Consider the following 19,748-nt stretch of genomic DNA (forward strand, 5'->3'; position numbering starts at 1 on the left):
GATTTAAATGCTGAATTCAATTGTTTCGTTCCTGCTTGCCTTGGGCATTCTGGTTTTTATTCACGAGTACGGCCACTACGCAGTGGCCCGCTACTATGGCGTGCGTGTGATTCGCTTTTCAGTGGGTTTTGGCAAGCCCATTTTTCGGTGGATCAACCAGAAAACCAAGGTGGAATGGACAATTTCGTGGATTCCCTTGGGCGGATATGTTCGTATGCTCGATGAGCGTGACCCGGACAGCCTGAAAGGTCACGATATTGAGCTCTCAGAGGCTTTTAACCGCAAACCCGTGGGTCAGCGCATCGCGGTTGTGTTGGCGGGCCCCTTGGCCAACCTGATTCTTGCCGCGTTGATTTACGGCTTTTTGGCTTATATGCAGCCAATGGGCCTGGCCACTCAGGTTTCCGAGCCCACACCGAACTCGATCGCGGCCAGTACTGGCTTGATGGGCGGCGATGAAATCACGGAAGTCAACGGCGATAGAACCAAAAACTGGAACGAAGTCTCTTGGGCCTTGATCAAAGCTCGCCTTTTCCGCGACGATCTGTCAATCAAGGTTGATCGTGGAGGAAATGAAGTATTTCTGGAGCCGGTCAAGTCATCGGCAATCAATGCGGAGTTGGGTCCTTCTTTAACACGCGAACTGGGATTTTCCCCCATCGAAAAAAGCGTGCTGGTCAGGGCTGTGGGCGAGGGCAGTGCTGCAGCAAAGGCTGGCTTTCTGCCGAACGATCAATTGTTAAGCGTAGATGGCATCCCGGTTGAAACCTCGGCCCAATTTACCACCCTGATCAAAGAGCGCCCCGCATCAAAATCCACGGTGCTTGTTCGTCGCAACGAGCAAGACATCAGTTTATTGGCCGTACCTGAAAAAACACAATTGGAAAACGGGGAAACGATTGGACGTCTGGGCTTGTCCATAGGCGGCGAATCAATCATTGTCAGCAATCCCTTGAATCCGTTTGAATCGATTGTTGAAGGCACTGGTCGTATGATCGAAGTCAGCGTATTTTCGCTGGCCGCGTTGGGTAAAATGGTCACGGGCGATTTGTCCTGGAACCACCTTAGTGGACCAGTGTCCATTGCTTCGGCTGCAGGCGAATCATCGAGCCTCGGGATTCTTCCTTTTTTCGGTTTTCTGGCCATGGTTTCTGTTAGCCTAGGCATTTTGAATCTTTTGCCGATCCCTCTCTTGGATGGTGGGCACTTGATGTATTATTTGGCCGAAATCGTCAGAGGCAAGCCGGTTGATGAAGTGTGGCAAATTCGAGGCCAAAAACTGGGTATTTTGCTGATTGGCATATTGACCAGTGTTGCTTTTTTTAATGATATTCAAAGGCTAATTTTCTAAAGGCCTTCATATATTGGTTCCAGCCTGACGGGGCTGGTAGGAACGATCTGAATGACAATAAGAAGTACTCTGTTTCCAGCGCGCTTGGTTTACCCAGTCGTGGCCACCTGTGCATTGTCGGTGGGCGTTGTACACGCCCAGGCAACCCAATTTGTGGTGAAAGACATCGAGGTGGAAGGATTGCGTCGCACTGAAGCGGGCACGGTGTTTAGCTACCTGCCGATTCGCGTGGGCGACACATTTACCGATGAGAAGGCCTTGCAGGCCATCCGCTCACTTTTTGCGACCGGTTTTTTTGAAGACGTCAAAATTTCTGCAAAAGGCGATGTGCTGGTTGTTACCGTGGTTGAGCGCCCAGCGATCGCCTCTGTAGAAATCAATGGCACCAAGGAATTCGACAAGGAAACGCTGAAGGAAGCACTGAAAGGTGTGGGTATCGGCGAATCGCTGATTTTCGATAAGTCTCTGCTTGACAAAGCTGAGCAGGAATTGAAGCGCCAGTACCTTTCACGCAGCAAATATGGCGCGCAGGTTCAAACCCGAGTGGATCAGTTGGCACGTAACCGTGTAGGCATCACCTTCAATGTTGACGAAGGCGAGTCTGCATCGATCAAACAACTGAAAATTCTGGGTGCAAAGGATTTTGAAGAGGAAGACCTGCTTGAGGAATTTCAGCTGAGCACTGGTGGCTGGATGTCCTGGTACAGCAAAAACGATCAGTATTCACGGCAAAAGCTCAGTGGTGACATTGAAAAGCTGCGTTCTTTTTACCTGAATCGCGGTTATGCCGATTTCAATATCGAGAATACCCAGGTTCAAATCGCACCCAACAAACAAGACATTTTCATCACGATCACCATCAAGGAAGGCGAGAAATTCACCTTTGGTGATATCGAACTGACCGGTCAGTTAACGGGTCGCGATGACGAACTGCGCTCGCTGATCAAGATGAAGAAAGGCGAAACCTTTAATGGCGAATTGTTGACCGATACCTCCAAAGCCATTCAAGACCGTTTAGGTAATTATGGTTATGCATTTGCCAATGCCAACGTCATTCCCGACCTTGATCGCGAAAATCGTGTGGTCAACATCAATATGGCAGTGGACACGGGTAAGCGGGTTTATGTCCGCCGCATGAATGTGGGTGGAAACACCCGCACCAAAGATGAAGTAATTCGCCGTGAATTCCGTCAGTTTGAGTCTTCTTGGTACGATTCCAGAAAAATCCAGTTGTCCAAAGAGCGTGTTGACCGTTTGGGCTATTTCTCCAATGTCGAGATTGAAACTCAACCAGTACCAGGCACATCAGATCAAATCGATGTAAACATGCAGGTTGAAGAAAAGCCGACCGGCAACCTGTTGCTCGGTGCCGGTATTTCCAGTACGGACAGTGTGGTGCTCTCTGCTGCAATTCAGCAGCAAAACCTGTTTGGTACCGGTAAAACAGTGGGCCTTGAGTTGAATACGAGCAAGGTGAACCGCACAATTTCGTTTTCACAAACCGACCCCTATTTCACCATTGATGGCGTCTCCCGCAGTTTCGAGGTGTACAACCGCCGCACAGACCCCAGCGAATTGAATTTGGGTGACTACATTATTGAAACCACTGGTGCAGGTCTGCGTTTTGGTTACCCAATCAGTGAGTTCGAGCGTATTTCATTTGGTGCTGGTTACGAGGGCACCGATCTTGAAGTGGGTCCGTTCAGCCCGGATCGTTTCCAGCGATACGTGAATGACTTTGGCAATTCCAGCTACGCCATTTTGCTCAATGCAGGCTATTCGTTTGATTCTCGCGATTCAGCCATTGCGCCAACGCGTGGACGTGTAACCCGCTTGACCGCTGAATATGCAACGCCGCTTGGCGATCAAGAGTTTATCCGCACCACTTACCAGGAACAGTTCTACTTCCCGATTGGCAAGCTTTATACCTTGGCACTGAACGGCGAGATTACTGGTGGTTTCGGCTTGGGCGGTTCGCCTTACCCGATTTTCCGCAATGTGTACGCAGGTGGTATTGGTACGGTTCGTGGCTATCGCTCCTCCACTCTGGGGCCGCGTGATGCTGACAATGTACCCATTGGCGGCGCCAAGCGCGTTATTGCCAATGCCGAGTTTTTCTTCCCGATACCGGGTATGTCGAGAGACCGGACATTCCGGGCCTTCACATTCCTGGACGCAGGCAATGTTTTCCAAACCAATGAGAAAATCAAGTTTGGCGAACTGCGCTACTCCACCGGTGTAGGTATTTCCTGGTTGTCCCCAGTTGGGCCTTTGAAATTCAGCTTGGGTGTGCCGCTGAACAAAGAGCCTCAGGACGAAACCCAACGTGTTCAATTCACGATTGGTACAGGCTTCTAAATTCGAATATATATTGGAGAACGGTTTTGAATAGTGTGAAAAAATTGTTGATTGGTGGTGCTTTGTCCCTGGCAGTTGTATTGCCAACCATGTCCCACGCTCAAGCAGCGACAAAGATCGGATTTGTGAACACAGAACGCATTTTGCGTGACTCCAAGTTCGCAGTCGAGTCTCAGAAAAAACTGGAACGGGATTTTTCCAAGCGTCAGAAAGAACTGGAAGATCTGGCAACCAAGGTCAAGGCCGAGGCCACCAAGCTGGACAAAGATGCCATTACTTTGCCTGAAGCAGAGAAGGTTCGTCGTCAGCGTGACCTGGCCGAAATGGACCGTGATTTCCAGCGCAAGCGTCGCGAATTTGAAGAAGACTTGGCTCAGCGCAAAAATCAGGTGGTGGGCGAGCTGGTGGAGCGGGCGAACCGAGTCATTCGTCAAATTGCTGAAAAGGAAAACTACGATATTATTTTCCAGGAAGCAGTGTACGCCCACAAGCGCATCGACATCACAGACCAGGTGCTCGGCAGCTTGGACAACGCGAAGTAAACCACATCAATGAATTTCATTGAGACGAAGCTCAGCACACTGCTTGAGCAGTTCGGTGGCCGACTGGCTTCGTTTGGTGGTGATCAGACGGTGGCTGGCGACATTGTGCTTACTGGAATTCAGTCACTTGAAAAAGCCGGGGGAAACCACCTCGGCTTTCTTGCCAACCCCAAGTTTCGCGATCAACTGCTTTCGACGAAAGCCGGTGTAGTGCTTGTTCGCGAATCCCAATTCGAATCAATCTGCCAATACCTGGAAGAAAGCGCTGCTCATGCACCTTCCAGCGTGGCCTGGTTGGTGAACGACCCATACCTGTACTACGCCAAATTACAACAATGGTGGGTAGCCCGCAGTGAGTTCAAGCCTCAGGCGGGTATTCATCCGCGTGCTGTTGTAGATCCCACCGCCACAATTGCACCCAGCGCGATGGTTGCTGCCAATTGTGTGATTGGAGCCCATGTCAAAGTGGGAGAAGGCAGCCGAATTGAGGCTGGCGTAGTTTTGGGCAACCATGTTGAAGTGGGTGATGCCACCCGAATTTATCCGAATGTGACCGTGTATGACGAATGCGTAATTGGCTCGCACTGCGTGATTCATGCAGGTGTGGTGATCGGTGCAGACGGCTTTGGCTTTGCCAATGAAAAAGGCGCTTGGGTAAAAATTCCGCAAGTTGGTCGGGTTGTTATTGCTGATCAGGTTGAAATTGGGGCAAACACCACCATTGACCGGGGTGCGATCGACGACACATTGATCGGTTTCGGCGTAAAACTGGATAATCAAATCCAGATCGCTCACAATGTCACGGTGGGAGAACATTCCGCCATGGCGGGCTGCGTTGGAATTGCAGGCAGCACGGCCATTGGCGCACGCTGCACAGTGGGTGGCGCGGCCATGGTGTTCGGTCACTTGAATATTCCGGATGGTACTCATGTCTCCGGGGCTTCTGTGGTCATGAGCAGTATTAAGGAGCCCGGTGCCTACACCGGAATTTTCCCCTTGCAAGAACACAAGGATTGGGAGAAAACTGCAGTAACTCTCAAGCAATTACTCAAGTTGCGCAATGAAGTGCGCGAGTTGAAAAAACAATAAACCTAAATTTTAAAGTGTGAACTCAGAAGCTATGAATACGCCAGTTATGGACATCAAAGGCATTTTGGAAAATTTGCCGCACCGTTACCCTTTTGTACTCGTAGATCGGGTGCTTGAACTTGAACCGAATGTTCGAATTCTGGCCCAGAAAAACGTCAGTTACAACGAGCCATTTTTTCCGGGACACTTTCCGGTCCACCCGGTCATGCCCGGCGTGTTGATCATGGAAGCGTTGGCACAGGCCGCAGGCTTGTTGTCTTTTAAATCCATGGAAGCCGCGCCCGACAAGAACCTCGTGTATTACTTCGTGGGTATCGACAACTGTCGTTTCAAGCGACCTGTTGTGCCCGGTGATGTACTGATGCTGGATGTTCAAGTGGAACGCGTATCGCGCGGTATCTGGAAATACGCTGCGAAAGCGCTTGTGGATGGCAATGTGGTCGCGCTGGCTGATTTAATGTGCACGGCCCGCGAGGTTTAAGGAACACTTTCAAATGCCCATACATGCATCTGCAATAGTCGATCCCAAGGCAGAACTGGATAGCACGGTAGAAGTTGGGCCGTTTTCAGTGATCGGACCCAATGTGAAAATTGGTGCCCGTACCAAAATTGGCCCACACATGGTAATTAGCGGCCACACCACCATTGGTGAAGACAATGTATTTCATGGGGCGGCCACCATTGGCGGCGACCCCCAAGATAAAAAATACAAAGGTGAACCCACCGAGTTGATCATTGGTGACAGAAACACCGTTCGGGAGTACTGCACCTTCAACACCGGTACCGTGCAAGACGGTGGCAAAACCACCCTGGCCAATGACAATTGGATTATGGCTTATGTGCACATTGCGCACGACTGCCACATTGGCAGCAACACCATTATTGCCAATAGCGTGCAATTGGCGGGTCACGTCATTATTGGTGACTGGGTGATCCTGGGGGGAATGAGCGGTATTCACCAGTTCATCCGTGTGGGCGACCATGCCATGACGGCTTTCCAGACCAAGTTGATGCAAGACGTACCTCCATTTGTCATGGCAGCGGGCTACCCGGCTGCGCCGGCAGGCATAAACTCTGAAGGCTTGAAACGCAGGGGATTTTCACCCGATGCGGTTCTGAACATTAAAAGGGCTTACAAGGCAATTTATCGCCAGGGTCTAAGCATTGCCGAAGCAAAGGAGTCAATCGACTCGTTGAGCAATGCCGCACCCGACGATGCGAAGCCGCACCTTGTCTACATGAAGGCATTTCTCGACGAAGCCACCCGCGGCATTATTCGCTAAGTCATGGCGAACGCTGCGGTAACGCCTTATTCCACCGTCCCGGTTGACCTGGCCATTGCTGTTGGCGAGGCTTCTGGTGACTGGATAGGTGCCCTGGCGATTGAACACCTGATACAAACCCAATCACTGGCAATGGAAGGTATTGCTGGTCCCAAGCTTAGGGACCTTGGTGTCAAGCCTTTACACGGATCGGAAGAACTTTCTGTGCGCGGCTATGTTGAGGTGTTGCGTCATTTGCCCCGTTTGCTGAAAATGCGCAAAAACCTGATTCAGCATTGGTCAGTACACAATCGCCCCAAAGTATTTGTGGGTGTTGACGCGCCCGACTTCAATTTGAATCTTGAGTTGGCCCTGCGTGAAAGCGGAGTGCCCACAGTGCATGTGGTTTGCCCATCCATTTGGGCCTGGCGCATGGAGCGTATTCATAAAATAAAAGCGGCATGCAGCCATGTGTTGTGCATATTTCCCTTTGAGCCTGAAATTTTGGCGAAAGAGGGTATATCGGCAACTTACATTGGTCATCCCATGGCTGCATTGGTGCCACAACAAATTGATCCTTTGGCGTATCGCGCTGCGTTGGGCTTACAAAGCGAAGGGCAGCTTCTTGCTGTGTTACCGGGCAGCAGGGGGGCCGAAGTCAAACACATTGGCCCGGCGTTTGTGCTAGCGGGCCTTGAGCTACTGAAACACAAACCCGATTTGCGCTTTGTTACTCCGATGCCACCAGCAAGCAAATTGCTGGACATGTTCAGGAGCATGGTTCCGCCGCAATTGCTTGATCGCTGGGCTTTGGTCGAGGGCAAGTCCCACGAATGCATGGCGGCAGCTGATGCAGTCATGCTGGCCAGCGGCACCGCCACCCTAGAGGCGATGATGTACCGCAAGCCCATGGTCATTGCCTACAAAATGCCTTGGTTAAGCTACCAAATGATGAAAGGCAAGGGCTACCAACCCTACGTGGGTTTGCCCAATATTTTACTGAACGAGTTTGCGGTGCCTGAATTGCTGCAAGACGATGCAACACCGATCGCTTTGGCTGAAAAAGCACTTTTTCAGCTGGACAACGACGCAAATCGCGACAAACTTCAAACGCTGTTTGCAGAACAGCACCAGCGCCTGTTGAAGCCGTCAGGAGAAATTGCAAGCCGCGTGATTCAGCAGGTCATGCATGGTTAAGCTTCATGAATGGCCTGATATTCAGGCATACGCTGCACAGCACGGCCTTTCGGTCATTGGTGTGGATGAAGCCGGTCGCGGCCCCCTTTGCGGCCCTGTGGTGGCGGGCGCTGCCTTGTTACATGAACCCAACATCATTGACGGATTGGCTTGTTCAAAGACACTAAGCGCTAAAAAACGAGAGCACCTGGCCGCAGCGATCAAGCACCAAGCACAAGCCAGTGCAGTGGCCCAGGCAACTGTGGAAGAAATTGATCACCTGAACATACTGCAAGCCAGTTTACTGGCCATGTGGCGGGCCGTTGATTCGGTGCTTGAACAAGCAAAACTGAAACCTGAGCAATGCCTGGTGGTCGTGGATGGCAACAAATTGCCCAAGTGGCCTTACAGGGCCATTGCAGTGGTGAAGGGCGATACAAAAATTCCAGCGATCTCAGCGGGATCCATTTTGGCAAAAGTTGCTCGAGACGAATGGTGCAAAACACACGCGCTTCAGTATCCCCAGTATGAACTGGATGTTCACATGGGCTATCCCACTGCCCGTCACATGGCATTGTTGGTGGAACATGGCGCAACACAGGTTCACAGAAAATCATTCAGACCTGTGCGCGAAGCATTGGAACGTGCTCAACAAGACTTGGCACTTTAAAGGCAGGCATGAGTTACGAACGCAATTTTACGCAGATTGAGTCTGCCCAAAACGAACGCTTGAAAGCAGCCATCAAACTGCTGTCGTCGAACCATGCCTTGCGCAATAGTGGCTTGGCTGCGGCTGAAGGCTTGCACCTTGCGCAAACCCTGTTGCACCTGCCCGGCGTCAGCATTGAATCGGTGTGGATTCCTCAAAGCCTGTTGAACAAGCCAGAGTGGCTCACCATGTCCGCATTAAGTGATGTGCTGGAAGAAGGGCAAGTGCGCTGCCTGGTTCTAAGCGACGCGCTGTATGCCAAGCTTAGCAAGCTGGCAACACCAACGGGCCCCATGATATTTTTTGAGCCCGTGAATGCCAGTAGCACCATTGATTTAAACCACGACATCGCATTGCTGGATGGTATTCAGGACCCGGGCAATGTGGGCACCTTGTTGCGAAATTGTGCGGCCGCCGGAATAAAGCAAGTGGCCTTGAGCGACCACAGCGCCTGGGTCTGGAGCGACAAAGTGCTGCGTGCAGGCATGGGCGCACAGTTCAGCTTGCAACTTTATTCCGAAGCTGAGTTGCTGAAAGCGCTTTCTTTGGGGCCGCTAAAAACGCCAGTCAGGGTTACCAGTCTTCACCCGAAAAGTATCGACCTGTTTGACGCCAATTTAAAGCCTGCAGGTGTTTGGGTGTTTGGCAGCGAAGGGCAGGGCGTGAGCCAAGCCTGGCTTGATCGTGCAAGTGAGCACATTCGAATTCCACAAAGCAAATACATTGAGAGCCTGAACGTGGGCAGCAGCAGTGCCGTGTGTTTGTTTGAACAATTCAGGCAAAGACGGTAAAATCAAATACACTGTACACTTAAACAGTGGTATTTGGATATTGCCGCATGCACCTGCACCTTGTTTGGCTAAAAAAAGACCTGCGCCTTAGCGACCATGCCCCCTGGCATGCTGCAGTTGCGGCAGCACACGAGACCAAGGGTTGTGTGGTGGCATTGTATTGCCTTGAGCCCAAACTGATACGGCAAGCCGACAGCGCTCCCCAACATTTTGAGTTTGCACGCGAATGCCTTCAGGAAATCGCTGAGGATTTACCAGAGCATGTGCCCTTGTTGCTGGCCAAAGCCAATGCGCCGGTTGCCTTGCAAACACTGGCTTTGTGCTGTGAGCAAATCACCATTTACAGCCACGAAGAGACGGGCAACTGGGCCAGCTTTGAGCGAGACAAAGAAATCAAATCCTGGTGCAAAAAACACAGCACAACCTGGGTTGAGTTTCCGACTAATGCAGTAGTGCGGCGGCTTGGAAACCGCGACGACTGGGGCAAGCTTTGGCTCGAAACCATGCGCAAACCAGTACTGGCCAAACCCGTTTTCTCGGGGCTTTCGCAAGCCACCTGGTTTGATTTTCCGCAAAGCCTGCAACAAAAACTTGAAGAAAATGGACTGCCCTGTACGCAATTGAACCGATCACTTTGGCCCCAATGGGCTCACGTTGCACACTTTTATCCAAAACAATTAAGCGACAAAGCCTTGCGCCAACGCGGAGGTCGGCGACATGCGCATGCGTGTCTGAATGAATTTTTAAATGAACGCGGAATGAATTACCGCTTCGAGATGTCCAGCCCCTTAAGCGCTGAATCAGCCTGCTCGCGCATCTCTCCTTACCTGGCTTTTGGTGTAATTTCCATTCGGGAAGTGCTGGAGAAATTGGGTCAGGCTCGCCAGCAACTGGCGGAAAGCACACTGCCACCCAAGGTTCAAACGCAGTGGCGACAGTCCCTGAAATCATTTGAAAGTCGATTGCACTGGCATTGTCATTTTATTCAAAAACTGGAAAGCGAACCTGAGCTTGAATATCGATCAGCTCACCGCGGCTTGAACGGCATGCGTAATTTTGCAGCGTTAACGCCAGAAGAAAGCAACAAGGCCATGGCGTGGATCGAAGGACGCACCGGCTTTCCCATGGTTGATGCATGCATGCGAATGCTACGCGCCACGGGTTGGGTCAACTTTCGCATGCGTGCCATGCTGGTGGCTTTTGCTTCATACCAGTTGTGGCTAGATTGGCGGCATACTGCGCCCATGTTGGCGCGTGAATTCCTGGATTACGAACCCGGGATTCACTACCCTCAGTTTCAAATGCAGTCTGGCGTCACGGGTATTAATACCTTGCGTATTTATAACCCGGTCAAGCAAGCCAAAGACCATGATCCAAAGGGTGTGTTTATTCGGCGCTGGATACCTGAACTGAAAAATATCCCTGACCCCTGGATAGCAGAACCCTGGAATACGCCGCTTTTGATTCAACAAGAATGTGGCTGCAGGGTGGGTGAACATTACCCTTGGCCGATAGTTGATCCGGATACGGCAATTGCCAAAGCGCGAGCGAACATTACCGAATTCAGGCATCGCAAAGGTTTTGCGGAGGAATCAAAACGTGTTTACGAGAAACACGGCTCGAGAAATCCAAACCGCAATGGCACGCCTGCGCCACGCGGCAAGAAAAAAGAAATTGGCGAGTCTGTTGCACAAACTGACCCACAACAAAGCTTGTTTTAAGCGTGCTTAATAAATCGGCGAACCCAAATTCAACTGCTGCAAAATTGTCGTTGAAATTTCTTCGATCGATTTGCTGGTCGAACTCAACCAGCTGATGCCCTCGCGGCGCATCATGAATTCAGCCGATTTAATTTCCTGCCTGCAATTTTCCAGTGATGCGTATTTGCTCCCCGGTCGACGCTCGTTGCGAATTTCGCTTAAACGTTCGGGTGAAATCGAGAGTCCAAAAATTTTGTCTTTGAAAGGGGGTAGGGCAGTTGGCAATTCACCCCGTTCAAAGTCCTCAGGTATCAAAGGGTAGTTCGCGGCCTTAATACCGTATTGCATGGCCAAATACAGGCTCGTGGGTGTTTTACCTGAACGTGATACCCCAACCAATATCACATCGGCGGCTTGCAGGTCTTTGTGGGTTTGACCGTCGTCATGCGCAAGGGTGTAGTTGATTGCTTCAATTCGATTCTTGTATTGCTCGTTGTCTGCAATTGTGTGTGAACGGCCAATGCGGTGAGTGCTCTTGATGTCCAGCTCTTTTTCCAAAGGCTCTACGAAGGTGAGGAATAAATCCATGAACACGCCATCGGCCTGTTTCACCACGTCGTTAATGACCGAGTTCACCAAAGTGCTAAAAACAATCGGCTTTTGACCATCGTATTTTGCAATGTCATTGATCTTTTGCCGCGCCGAAATTGCCTTCACTTCTGAATCAATAAAGGGGATCCGAATTTGCTTGAACCGGATGCCTTCAAATTGTGACAACACCGAGTGGCCAAGGGTTTCCGCGGTAATGCCTGTGCCGTCTGACACAAAAACTACCGTACGTTCCTGGCTTACATTTTCTGACATGAATCAATCCTGTATGTATCGGTGGCAAAAGGTCGGGTTACAGTTACAATCATAAAAAGAAATCAGGGGAAATAGTCGATGCGTGTGCACCCAATTCGCCGCATTCACTATTTCTTTTGAACTACAAGGTGAATCAATGTCAACAAATCAAGGAGTTAGCCCAACAGCTCTTGTTGCACCATTCGAAAAACTTCGAATGGAAGATGTAGAAACTGTCGGCGGTAAAAACTCGTCTCTGGGGGAAATGATCTCCCAATTGGCAGAAACCGGTGTGCGTGTGCCTGGTGGCTTTGCCACAACAGCCCATGCCTTCCGCGAGTTTCTGAAAGCCAATAATCTGGTTGAACGAATCAACGCCAAACTCGATGCCCTGAACGTGGAAGATGTTCGGGCGTTGACTCAAGCCGGTGCAGAAATCCGCAATTGGGTCATTGAGGCACCGTTGCCTGCCGATCTCGAAAAAGAGATTCGCGATTCCTACGCCACCATGATGGCGCAAAGCAGTGGTGAAATTTCAGTCGCTGTGCGTTCTTCAGCAACTGCTGAAGACTTGCCCGACGCGTCCTTTGCAGGCCAACAAGAATCTTTCCTGAACGTCACTGGCATTGACGATGTACTGGAAAAAATCAAGGAAGTGTTTGCATCGCTCTACAACGACCGTGCCATTTCCTATCGTGTTCACAAGGGCTTTGCCCACGCAGATGTGGCTCTGAGTGCGGGCGTGCAGCGCATGGTCCGCTCTGACAAAGCAGCTTCTGGCGTCATGTTTACCATGGACACCGAAAGCGGCTTCGATCAGGTTGTTTTCATTACCTCAAGCTATGGCTTGGGCGAAACAGTGGTGCAGGGCGCAGTTAACCCCGATGAGTTTTATGTGTTCAAGCCGACTTTGGCTTCGGGCAGCTACCCCATTATTCGTCGCCAAATTGGTTCCAAGCTGATCAAGATGGAATTTGACGCGCTGAAGGAAAGTGGTAAAAGTGTGCGCACCGTGGATGTACCTGCTGAGCAGCGCAACCGCTATTCACTGAACGACGACGATGTAATCGAGTTGGCCAAGTACGCCATGATCATCGAAAAGCATTACGGTCGCCCCATGGACATTGAATGGGGCAAAGACGGCATCGACGGCAAGCTGTACATTTTGCAAGCACGTCCGGAAACCGTGAATTCCCAGAAAGACAACGATGTACAGTTGCGTTACAAGCTCAAGGGCAATTCAGCAATTTTGAGTTCGGGTCGGGCAATTGGTCAGAAAATTGGTGCGGGCTCTGTGCGCGTCATCAATGATTCATCTGAAATGGACCGTGTTCAGGCTGGCGATATTTTGGTCACCGACATGACAGATCCCAACTGGGAACCGGTCATGAAACGCGCCGCAGCCATTGTGACCAACCGGGGTGGCCGCACTTGCCATGCCGCGATTATTGCGCGTGAACTGGGTATTCCGGCGGTGGTGGGTTGTGGTGATGCCACCGAGAAACTGACCGAAGGCATGCTGGTGACAGTGAGTTGTTCGGAAGGCGACACCGGTTATATTTATGAGGGTTTGCTGGAAACCGAAGTCAGTGAAGTGAAACGCGGTGCGCTGCCTGAAATTCCCGTAAAAATCATGATGAACGTGGGCAACCCACAATTGGCTTTTGAGTTTTGCCAACTGCCCAACAAAGGTGTTGGCTTGGCCCGCCTTGAATTCATCATCAACAACGCGATTGGCATTCACCCCAAGGCCATTCTTGATTACCCCAATGTAGATGCTGACCTGAAAAAAGCAGTTGAAAGCGTGGCACGCGGCCACGCCAGCCCGGTTGCATTTTTCGTCGACAAACTGGCCGAAGGCGTTGCAACCATTGCGGCAGCTTTTTATCCAAAGCCAGTGATTGTGCGGATGTCCGATTTCAAGTCCAACGAATACCGCAAATTGATCGGCGGCAGCCGTTACGAACCCGAGGAAGAAAACCCAATGTTGGGCTTCCGGGGTGCGGCGCGCTACATTTCTGAAGAGTTTGCCGAATGTTTTGAAATGGAATGCCTGGCCTTGAAGCGTGTTCGCGAACAAATGGGCCTGGACAACGTTCAAATCATGATTCCGTTTGTGCGTACTTTGAACCAGGCCGCCCGCGTGGTGGACTTATTGGGTCGCAACGGATTAAAGCGCGGCGAGAACGGCCTGAAAGTGGTCATGATGTGTGAAGTGCCGTCCAACGCGGTGTTGGCCGATCAGTTCCTGGAGTACTTTGATGGATTCTCCATTGGCTCCAACGACCTGACTCAACTCACCTTGGGGCTTGACCGAGATTCTGGGCTGGATATTTTGGCAGCTGATTTCGACGAACGTGACCCGGCAGTGCGCGCCTTGTTAAGCAAAGCCATTGACGCTTGCAAATCCAAGGGCAAATATGTGGGTATTTGCGGGCAAGGGCCCTCGGATCACCCCGACTTTGCTTTGTGGCTGGCCGGCGAGGGAATTGAGTCCATTTCATTGAATCCGGACACAGTCATTGATACTTGGCAAAAACTGGCGGACAAGTTCAACAAAAAGTAAAAAGGAGTCACACCATTGAGCAATTTCTCACTGTGGTTGGTATTGGCGGGTATTTTGTTGATTGCCGAGATCACCACAGGTACGTTTTACTTGCTCATGGTGTCTTTGGGTGCGGCCATCGGTGCACTGATGGCCTATCTGGGCTACGGACTTGAAATTCAAATTGGCACAGCCGCCGTGTTTGCGGTGGCTGGCAGCCTTCTACTTCGCAACCGCTCAGTCAAGCGGAGCAAAACAGACAAACAACATGATTTACTCGACATCGGCAACAAGCTTGAAATTTCCAGCTGGAATGCGGGTGGGCGTACCAATGTGCAATATCGTGGTGCCTCCTGGGCTGCAGAGAGCACTGACGCAACGCCTGTAAGCGGCCTGCATCAAATTGTCGATGTTCAGGGCAATGTCCTGAAAGTCAAAAGCATATCGACACACGCATAATCGGCCTGGTCTGGTCCCACAGACCTGCCAATCAAAGGAGAGTTTTCATGGAAGTTTCAATTGTCATATTGATTCTGGCGATTGTGTTCGTCAGTCAGGCCCTGCGCATTGTGCCGCAGCAAAGTGCGTGGGTTGTCGAGCGTTTGGGCAAGTACGACCGCACCTTGCAGGCAGGTTTGAATTTTCTGGTTCCCTTCATTGAGCGCGTCTCCTACAAGCATTCCCTGAAAGAAATTCCCCTCGATGTGCCCAGCCAGGTGTGTATTACCAAAGACAACACACAACTTCAGGTCGATGGCATTTTGTATTTTCAAGTCACAGACGCCATGCGGGCGAGCTATGGCTCCAGCGACTACATCAGTGCGATTACCCAATTGGCGCAAACCACTTTGCGCTCGATTATCGGTCGCATGGAACTGGACAAAACCTTTGAAGAACGGGACATGATCAACGCTGCGATTGTTCAGGCACTCGATGAAGCCGCCATGAACTGGGGTGTCAAGGTACTTCGCTATGAAATCAAAGACTTGACGCCACCTCGTGAGATTTTACTTTCAATGCAGGCGCAAATCACGGCCGAGCGTGAAAAGCGCGCCCTGATCGCCGCTTCCGAAGGCCGCAAGCAAGAACAAATCAACATTGCCAATGGTGAGCGTGAATCTGCTATCGCTCGCTCGGAGGGTGATCGAATTGCTGCCATCAACCGCGCTCAAGGTGAGGCCGGTGCGATCAAGGAAATAGCCGAAGCCACTGCAGAGGCACTGCGCAAAGTGGCAGCAGCTGTGGCCGAGCCTGGCGGCATGGAAGCGGTGAATTTGAAAGTGGCCGAACAGTACATTGAGGCGTTCTCGGGCGTCGCGAAGGTGGGCAACACACTGATTCTACCCGGCGACTTGTCGAACATGGGTTCTATGGTGGCAGCGGCCATGCAGGTGGTGAAGCAGGGCAAGTAATTGCCCGGCTTGTTGAATCAGGTGCGGTGAATCTTCATTAACCGCTCCTGCTCGCGCTTCCAGTCTTTGTCTTTCAATGTATCGCGCTTGTCGTGTTGCTTTTTGCCCTTGGCCAAGGCCATGTCCACTTTCACCCGACCATTCTTGAAGTGAAGGTTCAGTGGCACCAGTGAATAACCTTTTTGTTCCACCTTGCCGATCAAGCGATTAATTTCTTTCTTGTGCATCAACAACTTGCGTGTTCTTGTGTTCACGGGGTTCACGTGGGTCGAAGCACTGGTCAACGGTGAAATGTGGCAATTCAGCAGCCACAGTTCGCCGTTACGAACCACAATGTGGCTTTCCTTGATTTGAACCCGGCCATCGCGAATGGATTTGACTTCCCAGCCTTCCAACGCAATGCCCGCCTCGTACTTCTCTTCAATGAAGTAATCAAAACCTGCTTTTTTGTTATCAATAATGCTCATGAATTCGGCGAAAACGTCCTTTGGATGCGGCGCAGCGTGAAAAACGCTAAAATAGAGAGTTTAATCCTTTCTCCGAGCGGGAAACAAACCCTTCAGCATTCATGGCCATTGTAGAAAAGTCCGTGTTGGTTCATTTTTCCACGCAACAAATGTTCGATTTGGTGCGGGCGGTGGCCGATTATCCCCAATTCTTGCCGTGGTGCGGCGCTGGAAGCGTTGAGCCTTTGGGCGACAACACTGAAAAAGCAACCGTGGAAATTGCCTTCAAAGGTGTTAAACAAAGTTTTTGCACCATGAACAAACTGACACCGCACCAGGAAATCCACATGACATTGGTGGAGGGGCCATTCACCCACCTTGAGGGCACGTGGCACTTCATCGAGCTTACGCCCGAGGCCTGCAAGGTGCATTTCAAGCTGGCCTACGAATTCTCCAGCAAGATGCTGGAGCAACTGGTTGGGCCAGTATTCACTAGCCTGGCCAATAGTTTTGTTGATTCATTTATTAAACGGGCCGAGTCGCTTCACAGCACAGGGGCAGGGTAATGCAGGTTCACTGGCTTGAGCTTGGCCCCAACGACACCGGCGTGCTTACTGCATCACCCAAATTACTTGAGTTGCCCGAGAAGGCCACAGTGGAACAGGCTCTCGATGCCATCGGTTTCAGCGCTGAGCGTATATCTTCTCTTTTAAATCAGCGAGCCGTGGCCGTTTACGGTTTGTATGCCACCCCGGGGATGCTTCTACATCCAGGCGATCGCATTGAAATTCTTGACAGTCTGTGCTTCGATCCCATGGAAAGTCGTCGCAGGCGAGCCCGACACAAAGTACTCACAAAACGACAGAAAGAATTGGCCAGATACGAGCGCCGAAGCCGCAAGCAGTCAAAAACGACCACCTAAATCTTAAATTCCCCGGTTTTTCTGTTTGCAAACCAAAACAGGTGGGCTGGGTATCCTTTATAATTCGCTTTTGCGCAAGGAGAAATTGCATGCGTGTCACGCAGAAAGCGTTAACGTTTGATGATGTATTGCTGGTTCCTGCGTTCTCAGACGTTCTTCCCAAAGACACATCCCTGTCTACCCAACTGACTCGAAACATCAGCCTGAACATTCCTCTGGTGTCCGCCGCCATGGACACTGTGACTGAAGCCAGGCTGGCCATTGCCATGGCACAGGAAGGTGGGATCGGTATTGTTCACAAGAACCTGACAGCAACGCAGCAAGCAGCCGAGGTAGCGAAAGTAAAACGCCACGAGTCTGGCGTACTTCGCGATCCGATTACGATCGAGCCCGAACTCACAGTTCGTCAGGTCATAGCACTTACACAACAACACAAAATTTCAGGCCTGCCTGTTGTCAAGAACGGCAAGGTGGTGGGCATTGTCACGAACCGCGACTTGCGTTTCGAAACCAAACTGGATCAGCCCGTTTCCAACGTGATGACCCCGCGTGAGCGCTTGGTCACGGTGTCAGAAGACGACAGCCTGGAACAAGCCAAAGCACTCATGCACAAGCACCGCCTCGAGCGCGTGTTGGTGATGGATGCGGACAACACGCTGAAAGGCTTGATCACTGTTAAAGATATTCAGAAAGCCACTGAACACCCTTGGGCCAGCAAAGACATTCACGGCAAATTGCGCGTAGGCGCAGCTGTGGGCGTTGGTGACGGTACCGAAGAGCGCGTTGAAAAACTGGTTGCGGCTGGTGTCGATGTGCTCGTTGTTGATACAGCCCATGGCCACAGCAAAGGCGTACTGGAGCGGGTGCGCTGGGTCAAACAGAACTTCCCGCAGGTGGATGTGATCGGTGGCAATATTGCCACTGCCAGTGCGGCGCTGGCGCTGATGGAACACGGCGCAGATGGCGTGAAGGTTGGCATTGGCCCAGGTTCAATTTGTACAACACGCATTGTTGCTGGTGTGGGCGTGCCCCAGATTAGCGCAATTGCCAATGTGGCCAAAGCATTGAAAGGCACTGGCGTACCGGTCATTGCCGATGGTGGCATTCGCTATTCTGGCGATATTTCCAAGGCGTTGGCGGCGGGTGCGAGTGCTGCCATGATGGGCGGCATGTTCGCCGGTACCGAAGAAGCGCCCGGTGAGGTGGTGCTATTTCAAGGTAGAAGCTACAAGGCCTACCGCGGCATGGGTTCTTTGGGGGCCATGACGCAGGGCTCTGCGGACCGTTATTTCCAGGATCCAGCAAACAACGCCGACAAATTAGTACCCGAGGGCATTGAGGGTCGCGTGCCTTACAAAGGCTCTGTGTTGTCCATCATTTACCAGTTGGTGGGTGGAGTTCGCTCATCCATGGGTTACGTGGGCTGCAGGTCAATCGCAGAAATGCACGACAGGGCTGAATTTGTTGAAATTTCATCGGCTGGCATTCGAGAGTCGCATGTACATGATGTTCAAATCACCAAAGAAGCGCCGAACTACCATGTCGATTAACAAGGCCTGAAAACAGCGAAGTAGACATGCAAAAGCCAGACATTCCACACAACGAAGAAGAACGAACACGAGCGATCCAGAATTTGGGGATGATTTATTCCCCCTCGGAAGCAAGGTTTGATCGAATCACGCGGTTGGTGTGTCGGCACTTCGACATCGACACAGCGCTGGTCACCATTGTGTATAAAGAAATACAGTGGTTTAAATCACTGCAAGGCCTGAACGCATGCTCCACAGATCGAGAAGTTTCATTCTGTGGACATGCCATTCTCAGTGACGAGCCTTTGGTGGTTGAAAACGCCTTGATGGATCCGCGATTCACGGACAACCCATTGGTAGTGGACGGGCCGCGAATCCGGTTTTATGCGGGCCACCCCCTTCGGGATTCATTCGGGCTCACCATTGGTACGCTTTGCGTGATTGACAGCGTGCCACGCGTATTTTCCGTGGAAGACAAGCAGGATCTACGTGATTTCGCGCATTTGGTCGAAGCGGAAATTGCCAAACCCGTCGATGACAATGTGGTGACTCGTTTTGTACGCTCGCTCAACGAAAATCAACGTTCACTGCTAATTGATCCTGTTGTGGGCTCATGGAACCGGCGTGGCTTTGAAGCATTGTTAAAGAAAGAGCTTGAGCATGCCTGCCGCCTGGAAGAAGAACTTTCTCTGATCCACGTTAAGCTAAGTTCGTTCGATTTGATACTCAACCGGTTTGGTCGTGACCGAATTGTCGACTTCAGCAAATTCACTGCATCAATTGTGCGGGACGTATTGCCCAACGGTTCCAGTGTTGGCTCCCTTGGCGCTGATGCATTTGTGGCCGTTTGTTCCGGCATGACCAATTCAGAAGTGGCGCGTTTGCTGGAACAGCTAAAAACCCGCTTCGGTGAAACCACACTCGAAACTCATGGCGTGAAGGCCTTGGTAGATGTGGACATCAATTTTCTCACCTTGTCTGGCGACGAACTCAGGTGCACCTCGGTGCAGGCAGTCGACCGCTTGTTGAGCCTTAGTTAAGCCCATACAGAATTTGTATTGGGCCCATTACCT

19 protein-coding genes are annotated in these 19,748 nt (G+C 51.2%); 17 read left to right on the plus strand and 2 right to left on the minus strand.

Annotation, left to right across the window (positions count from 1 at the left end):
• The first annotated feature begins 7 nt into the window (after positions 1-7).
• Genes rseP through FRIGORI9N_RS10020 form a run of 10 tightly spaced genes read left to right on the plus strand, consistent with a single transcriptional unit; the run spans position 8 to position 10,999 of the window.
• A complete protein-coding gene (rseP, locus tag FRIGORI9N_RS09975) occupies positions 8-1,351 on the plus strand; it encodes an RIP metalloprotease RseP (protein WP_159570253.1) in 1,344 nt (447 codons plus the stop codon).
• Between the two features lie 51 nt (positions 1,352-1,402).
• Complete coding sequence (gene bamA, locus FRIGORI9N_RS09980) at positions 1,403-3,709, plus strand: outer membrane protein assembly factor BamA (protein WP_159570255.1); 2,307 nt, start codon at positions 1,403-1,405, stop codon at positions 3,707-3,709.
• A 35-nt stretch (positions 3,710-3,744) separates the two neighbouring features.
• Complete coding sequence (locus tag FRIGORI9N_RS09985) at positions 3,745-4,251, plus strand: OmpH family outer membrane protein (RefSeq protein ID WP_341236432.1); 507 nt, start codon at positions 3,745-3,747, stop codon at positions 4,249-4,251.
• Between the two features lie 9 nt (positions 4,252-4,260).
• Positions 4,261-5,340: a UDP-3-O-(3-hydroxymyristoyl)glucosamine N-acyltransferase gene (gene lpxD, locus FRIGORI9N_RS09990; RefSeq protein WP_159570258.1), complete on the plus strand. Its 1,080-nt coding sequence runs from the start codon at positions 4,261-4,263 to the stop codon at positions 5,338-5,340.
• A gap of 31 nt (positions 5,341-5,371) precedes the next feature.
• Complete coding sequence (fabZ, locus tag FRIGORI9N_RS09995; RefSeq protein WP_236550863.1) at positions 5,372-5,821, plus strand: 3-hydroxyacyl-ACP dehydratase FabZ; 450 nt, start codon at positions 5,372-5,374, stop codon at positions 5,819-5,821.
• 13 nt (positions 5,822-5,834) lie between these two features.
• Positions 5,835-6,623 (plus strand): acyl-ACP--UDP-N-acetylglucosamine O-acyltransferase, encoded by a 789-nt coding sequence (gene lpxA, locus FRIGORI9N_RS10000; protein WP_159570261.1) that lies wholly within the window; start codon positions 5,835-5,837, stop codon positions 6,621-6,623.
• 3 nt (positions 6,624-6,626) lie between these two features.
• Entirely contained in the window at positions 6,627-7,799 is a 1,173-nt protein-coding gene (lpxB, locus tag FRIGORI9N_RS10005) for a lipid-A-disaccharide synthase (RefSeq protein WP_159570263.1), read from the plus strand.
• Positions 7,792-8,448: a ribonuclease HII gene (locus FRIGORI9N_RS10010; RefSeq protein ID WP_159570265.1), complete on the plus strand. Its 657-nt coding sequence runs from the start codon at positions 7,792-7,794 to the stop codon at positions 8,446-8,448. Before lpxB ends, FRIGORI9N_RS10010 begins: the two co-directional genes overlap by 8 nt.
• A gap of 8 nt (positions 8,449-8,456) precedes the next feature.
• Positions 8,457-9,278, plus strand: coding sequence for an RNA methyltransferase (locus tag FRIGORI9N_RS10015; protein ID WP_159570268.1), 822 nt, complete (start codon positions 8,457-8,459; stop codon positions 9,276-9,278).
• A gap of 47 nt (positions 9,279-9,325) precedes the next feature.
• Positions 9,326-10,999 carry a cryptochrome/deoxyribodipyrimidine photo-lyase family protein gene (locus tag FRIGORI9N_RS10020; RefSeq protein ID WP_201301469.1) on the plus strand — a complete coding sequence of 558 codons (1,674 nt, stop codon included), beginning with the start codon at positions 9,326-9,328 and terminating at the stop codon, positions 10,997-10,999.
• A 6-nt stretch (positions 11,000-11,005) separates the two neighbouring features.
• Here the strand turns inward: FRIGORI9N_RS10020 and FRIGORI9N_RS10025 are convergent, their stop codons facing one another.
• Complete coding sequence (locus FRIGORI9N_RS10025) at positions 11,006-11,842, minus strand: pyruvate, water dikinase regulatory protein (protein ID WP_159570271.1); 837 nt, start codon at positions 11,840-11,842, stop codon at positions 11,006-11,008.
• 136 nt (positions 11,843-11,978) lie between these two features.
• Between FRIGORI9N_RS10025 and ppsA the strand changes: the two genes are divergently transcribed.
• From ppsA to FRIGORI9N_RS10040, 3 genes are read left to right on the plus strand one after another with little or no spacing between them, the layout of a single operon-like run.
• The gene (ppsA, locus tag FRIGORI9N_RS10030) at positions 11,979-14,387 is read left to right on the plus strand and encodes a phosphoenolpyruvate synthase (RefSeq protein ID WP_159570274.1); all 2,409 of its coding nucleotides are present in this window, start codon (positions 11,979-11,981) and stop codon (positions 14,385-14,387) included.
• Between the two features lie 15 nt (positions 14,388-14,402).
• Positions 14,403-14,825: an NfeD family protein gene (locus tag FRIGORI9N_RS10035; protein ID WP_159570277.1), complete on the plus strand. Its 423-nt coding sequence runs from the start codon at positions 14,403-14,405 to the stop codon at positions 14,823-14,825.
• 47 nt (positions 14,826-14,872) lie between these two features.
• Positions 14,873-15,778, plus strand: coding sequence for an SPFH domain-containing protein (locus tag FRIGORI9N_RS10040; protein ID WP_138517843.1), 906 nt, complete (start codon positions 14,873-14,875; stop codon positions 15,776-15,778).
• Between the two features lie 17 nt (positions 15,779-15,795).
• Here FRIGORI9N_RS10040 and smpB read toward each other — a convergent pair whose 3' ends face one another.
• The gene (gene smpB, locus FRIGORI9N_RS10045; protein ID WP_159570280.1) at positions 15,796-16,245 is read right to left on the minus strand and encodes an SsrA-binding protein SmpB; all 450 of its coding nucleotides are present in this window, start codon (positions 16,243-16,245) and stop codon (positions 15,796-15,798) included.
• A gap of 101 nt (positions 16,246-16,346) precedes the next feature.
• On the opposite strand from smpB, the gene FRIGORI9N_RS10050 reads away from it, so the two are divergent.
• From FRIGORI9N_RS10050 to FRIGORI9N_RS10065, 4 genes are all read left to right on the plus strand, one after another.
• Complete coding sequence (locus FRIGORI9N_RS10050) at positions 16,347-16,790, plus strand: type II toxin-antitoxin system RatA family toxin (RefSeq protein WP_159570283.1); 444 nt, start codon at positions 16,347-16,349, stop codon at positions 16,788-16,790.
• On the plus strand, positions 16,790-17,146 hold the full coding sequence (locus FRIGORI9N_RS10055) for an RnfH family protein (protein WP_159570286.1): 357 nt from the start codon (positions 16,790-16,792) through the stop codon (positions 17,144-17,146). The genes FRIGORI9N_RS10050 and FRIGORI9N_RS10055 overlap by 1 nt, the downstream gene beginning before the upstream one ends.
• Positions 17,147-17,235: 89 nt before the next feature.
• Positions 17,236-18,696, plus strand: a complete 1,461-nt coding sequence (gene guaB / locus FRIGORI9N_RS10060; protein WP_159570289.1) for an IMP dehydrogenase — start codon at positions 17,236-17,238, stop codon at positions 18,694-18,696.
• Positions 18,697-18,722: 26 nt separating this feature from the next.
• Positions 18,723-19,715, plus strand: a complete 993-nt coding sequence (locus FRIGORI9N_RS10065; RefSeq protein ID WP_159570292.1) for a GAF domain-containing protein — start codon at positions 18,723-18,725, stop codon at positions 19,713-19,715.
• Positions 19,716-19,748 lie beyond the last annotated feature (33 nt).

The organism is Limnobacter sp. 130 (assembly GCF_902506325.1).
Classification (GTDB): Bacteria; Pseudomonadota; Gammaproteobacteria; order Burkholderiales; family Burkholderiaceae_B; genus Limnobacter.

Bases quoted from the DNA above. Each gene is read 5' to 3' on its own strand.
- ppsA (WP_159570274.1), top strand. From the start codon at position 11,979: ATGTCAACAAATCAAGGAGTTAGCCCAACAGCTCTTGTTGCACCATTC.
- guaB (WP_159570289.1), top strand. From the start codon at position 17,236: ATGCGTGTCACGCAGAAAGCGTTAACGTTTGATGATGTATTGCTGGTT.
- FRIGORI9N_RS10020 (WP_201301469.1), top strand. From the start codon at position 9,326: ATGCACCTGCACCTTGTTTGGCTAAAAAAAGACCTGCGCCTTAGCGAC.
- lpxD (WP_159570258.1), top strand. From the start codon at position 4,261: ATGAATTTCATTGAGACGAAGCTCAGCACACTGCTTGAGCAGTTCGGT.
- lpxB (WP_159570263.1), top strand. From the start codon at position 6,627: ATGGCGAACGCTGCGGTAACGCCTTATTCCACCGTCCCGGTTGACCTG.
- lpxA (WP_159570261.1), top strand. From the start codon at position 5,835: ATGCCCATACATGCATCTGCAATAGTCGATCCCAAGGCAGAACTGGAT.
- FRIGORI9N_RS10025 (WP_159570271.1), bottom strand. From the start codon at position 11,842: ATGTCAGAAAATGTAAGCCAGGAACGTACGGTAGTTTTTGTGTCAGAC.
- FRIGORI9N_RS10010 (WP_159570265.1), top strand. From the start codon at position 7,792: ATGGTTAAGCTTCATGAATGGCCTGATATTCAGGCATACGCTGCACAG.
- FRIGORI9N_RS10050 (WP_159570283.1), top strand. From the start codon at position 16,347: ATGGCCATTGTAGAAAAGTCCGTGTTGGTTCATTTTTCCACGCAACAA.
- FRIGORI9N_RS10065 (WP_159570292.1), top strand. From the start codon at position 18,723: ATGCAAAAGCCAGACATTCCACACAACGAAGAAGAACGAACACGAGCG.
- FRIGORI9N_RS10015 (WP_159570268.1), top strand. From the start codon at position 8,457: ATGAGTTACGAACGCAATTTTACGCAGATTGAGTCTGCCCAAAACGAA.
- fabZ (WP_236550863.1), top strand. From the start codon at position 5,372: ATGAATACGCCAGTTATGGACATCAAAGGCATTTTGGAAAATTTGCCG.
- rseP (WP_159570253.1), top strand. From the start codon at position 8: ATGCTGAATTCAATTGTTTCGTTCCTGCTTGCCTTGGGCATTCTGGTT.
- smpB (WP_159570280.1), bottom strand. From the start codon at position 16,245: ATGAGCATTATTGATAACAAAAAAGCAGGTTTTGATTACTTCATTGAA.
- FRIGORI9N_RS10055 (WP_159570286.1), top strand. From the start codon at position 16,790: ATGCAGGTTCACTGGCTTGAGCTTGGCCCCAACGACACCGGCGTGCTT.
- bamA (WP_159570255.1), top strand. From the start codon at position 1,403: ATGACAATAAGAAGTACTCTGTTTCCAGCGCGCTTGGTTTACCCAGTC.
- FRIGORI9N_RS10040 (WP_138517843.1), top strand. From the start codon at position 14,873: ATGGAAGTTTCAATTGTCATATTGATTCTGGCGATTGTGTTCGTCAGT.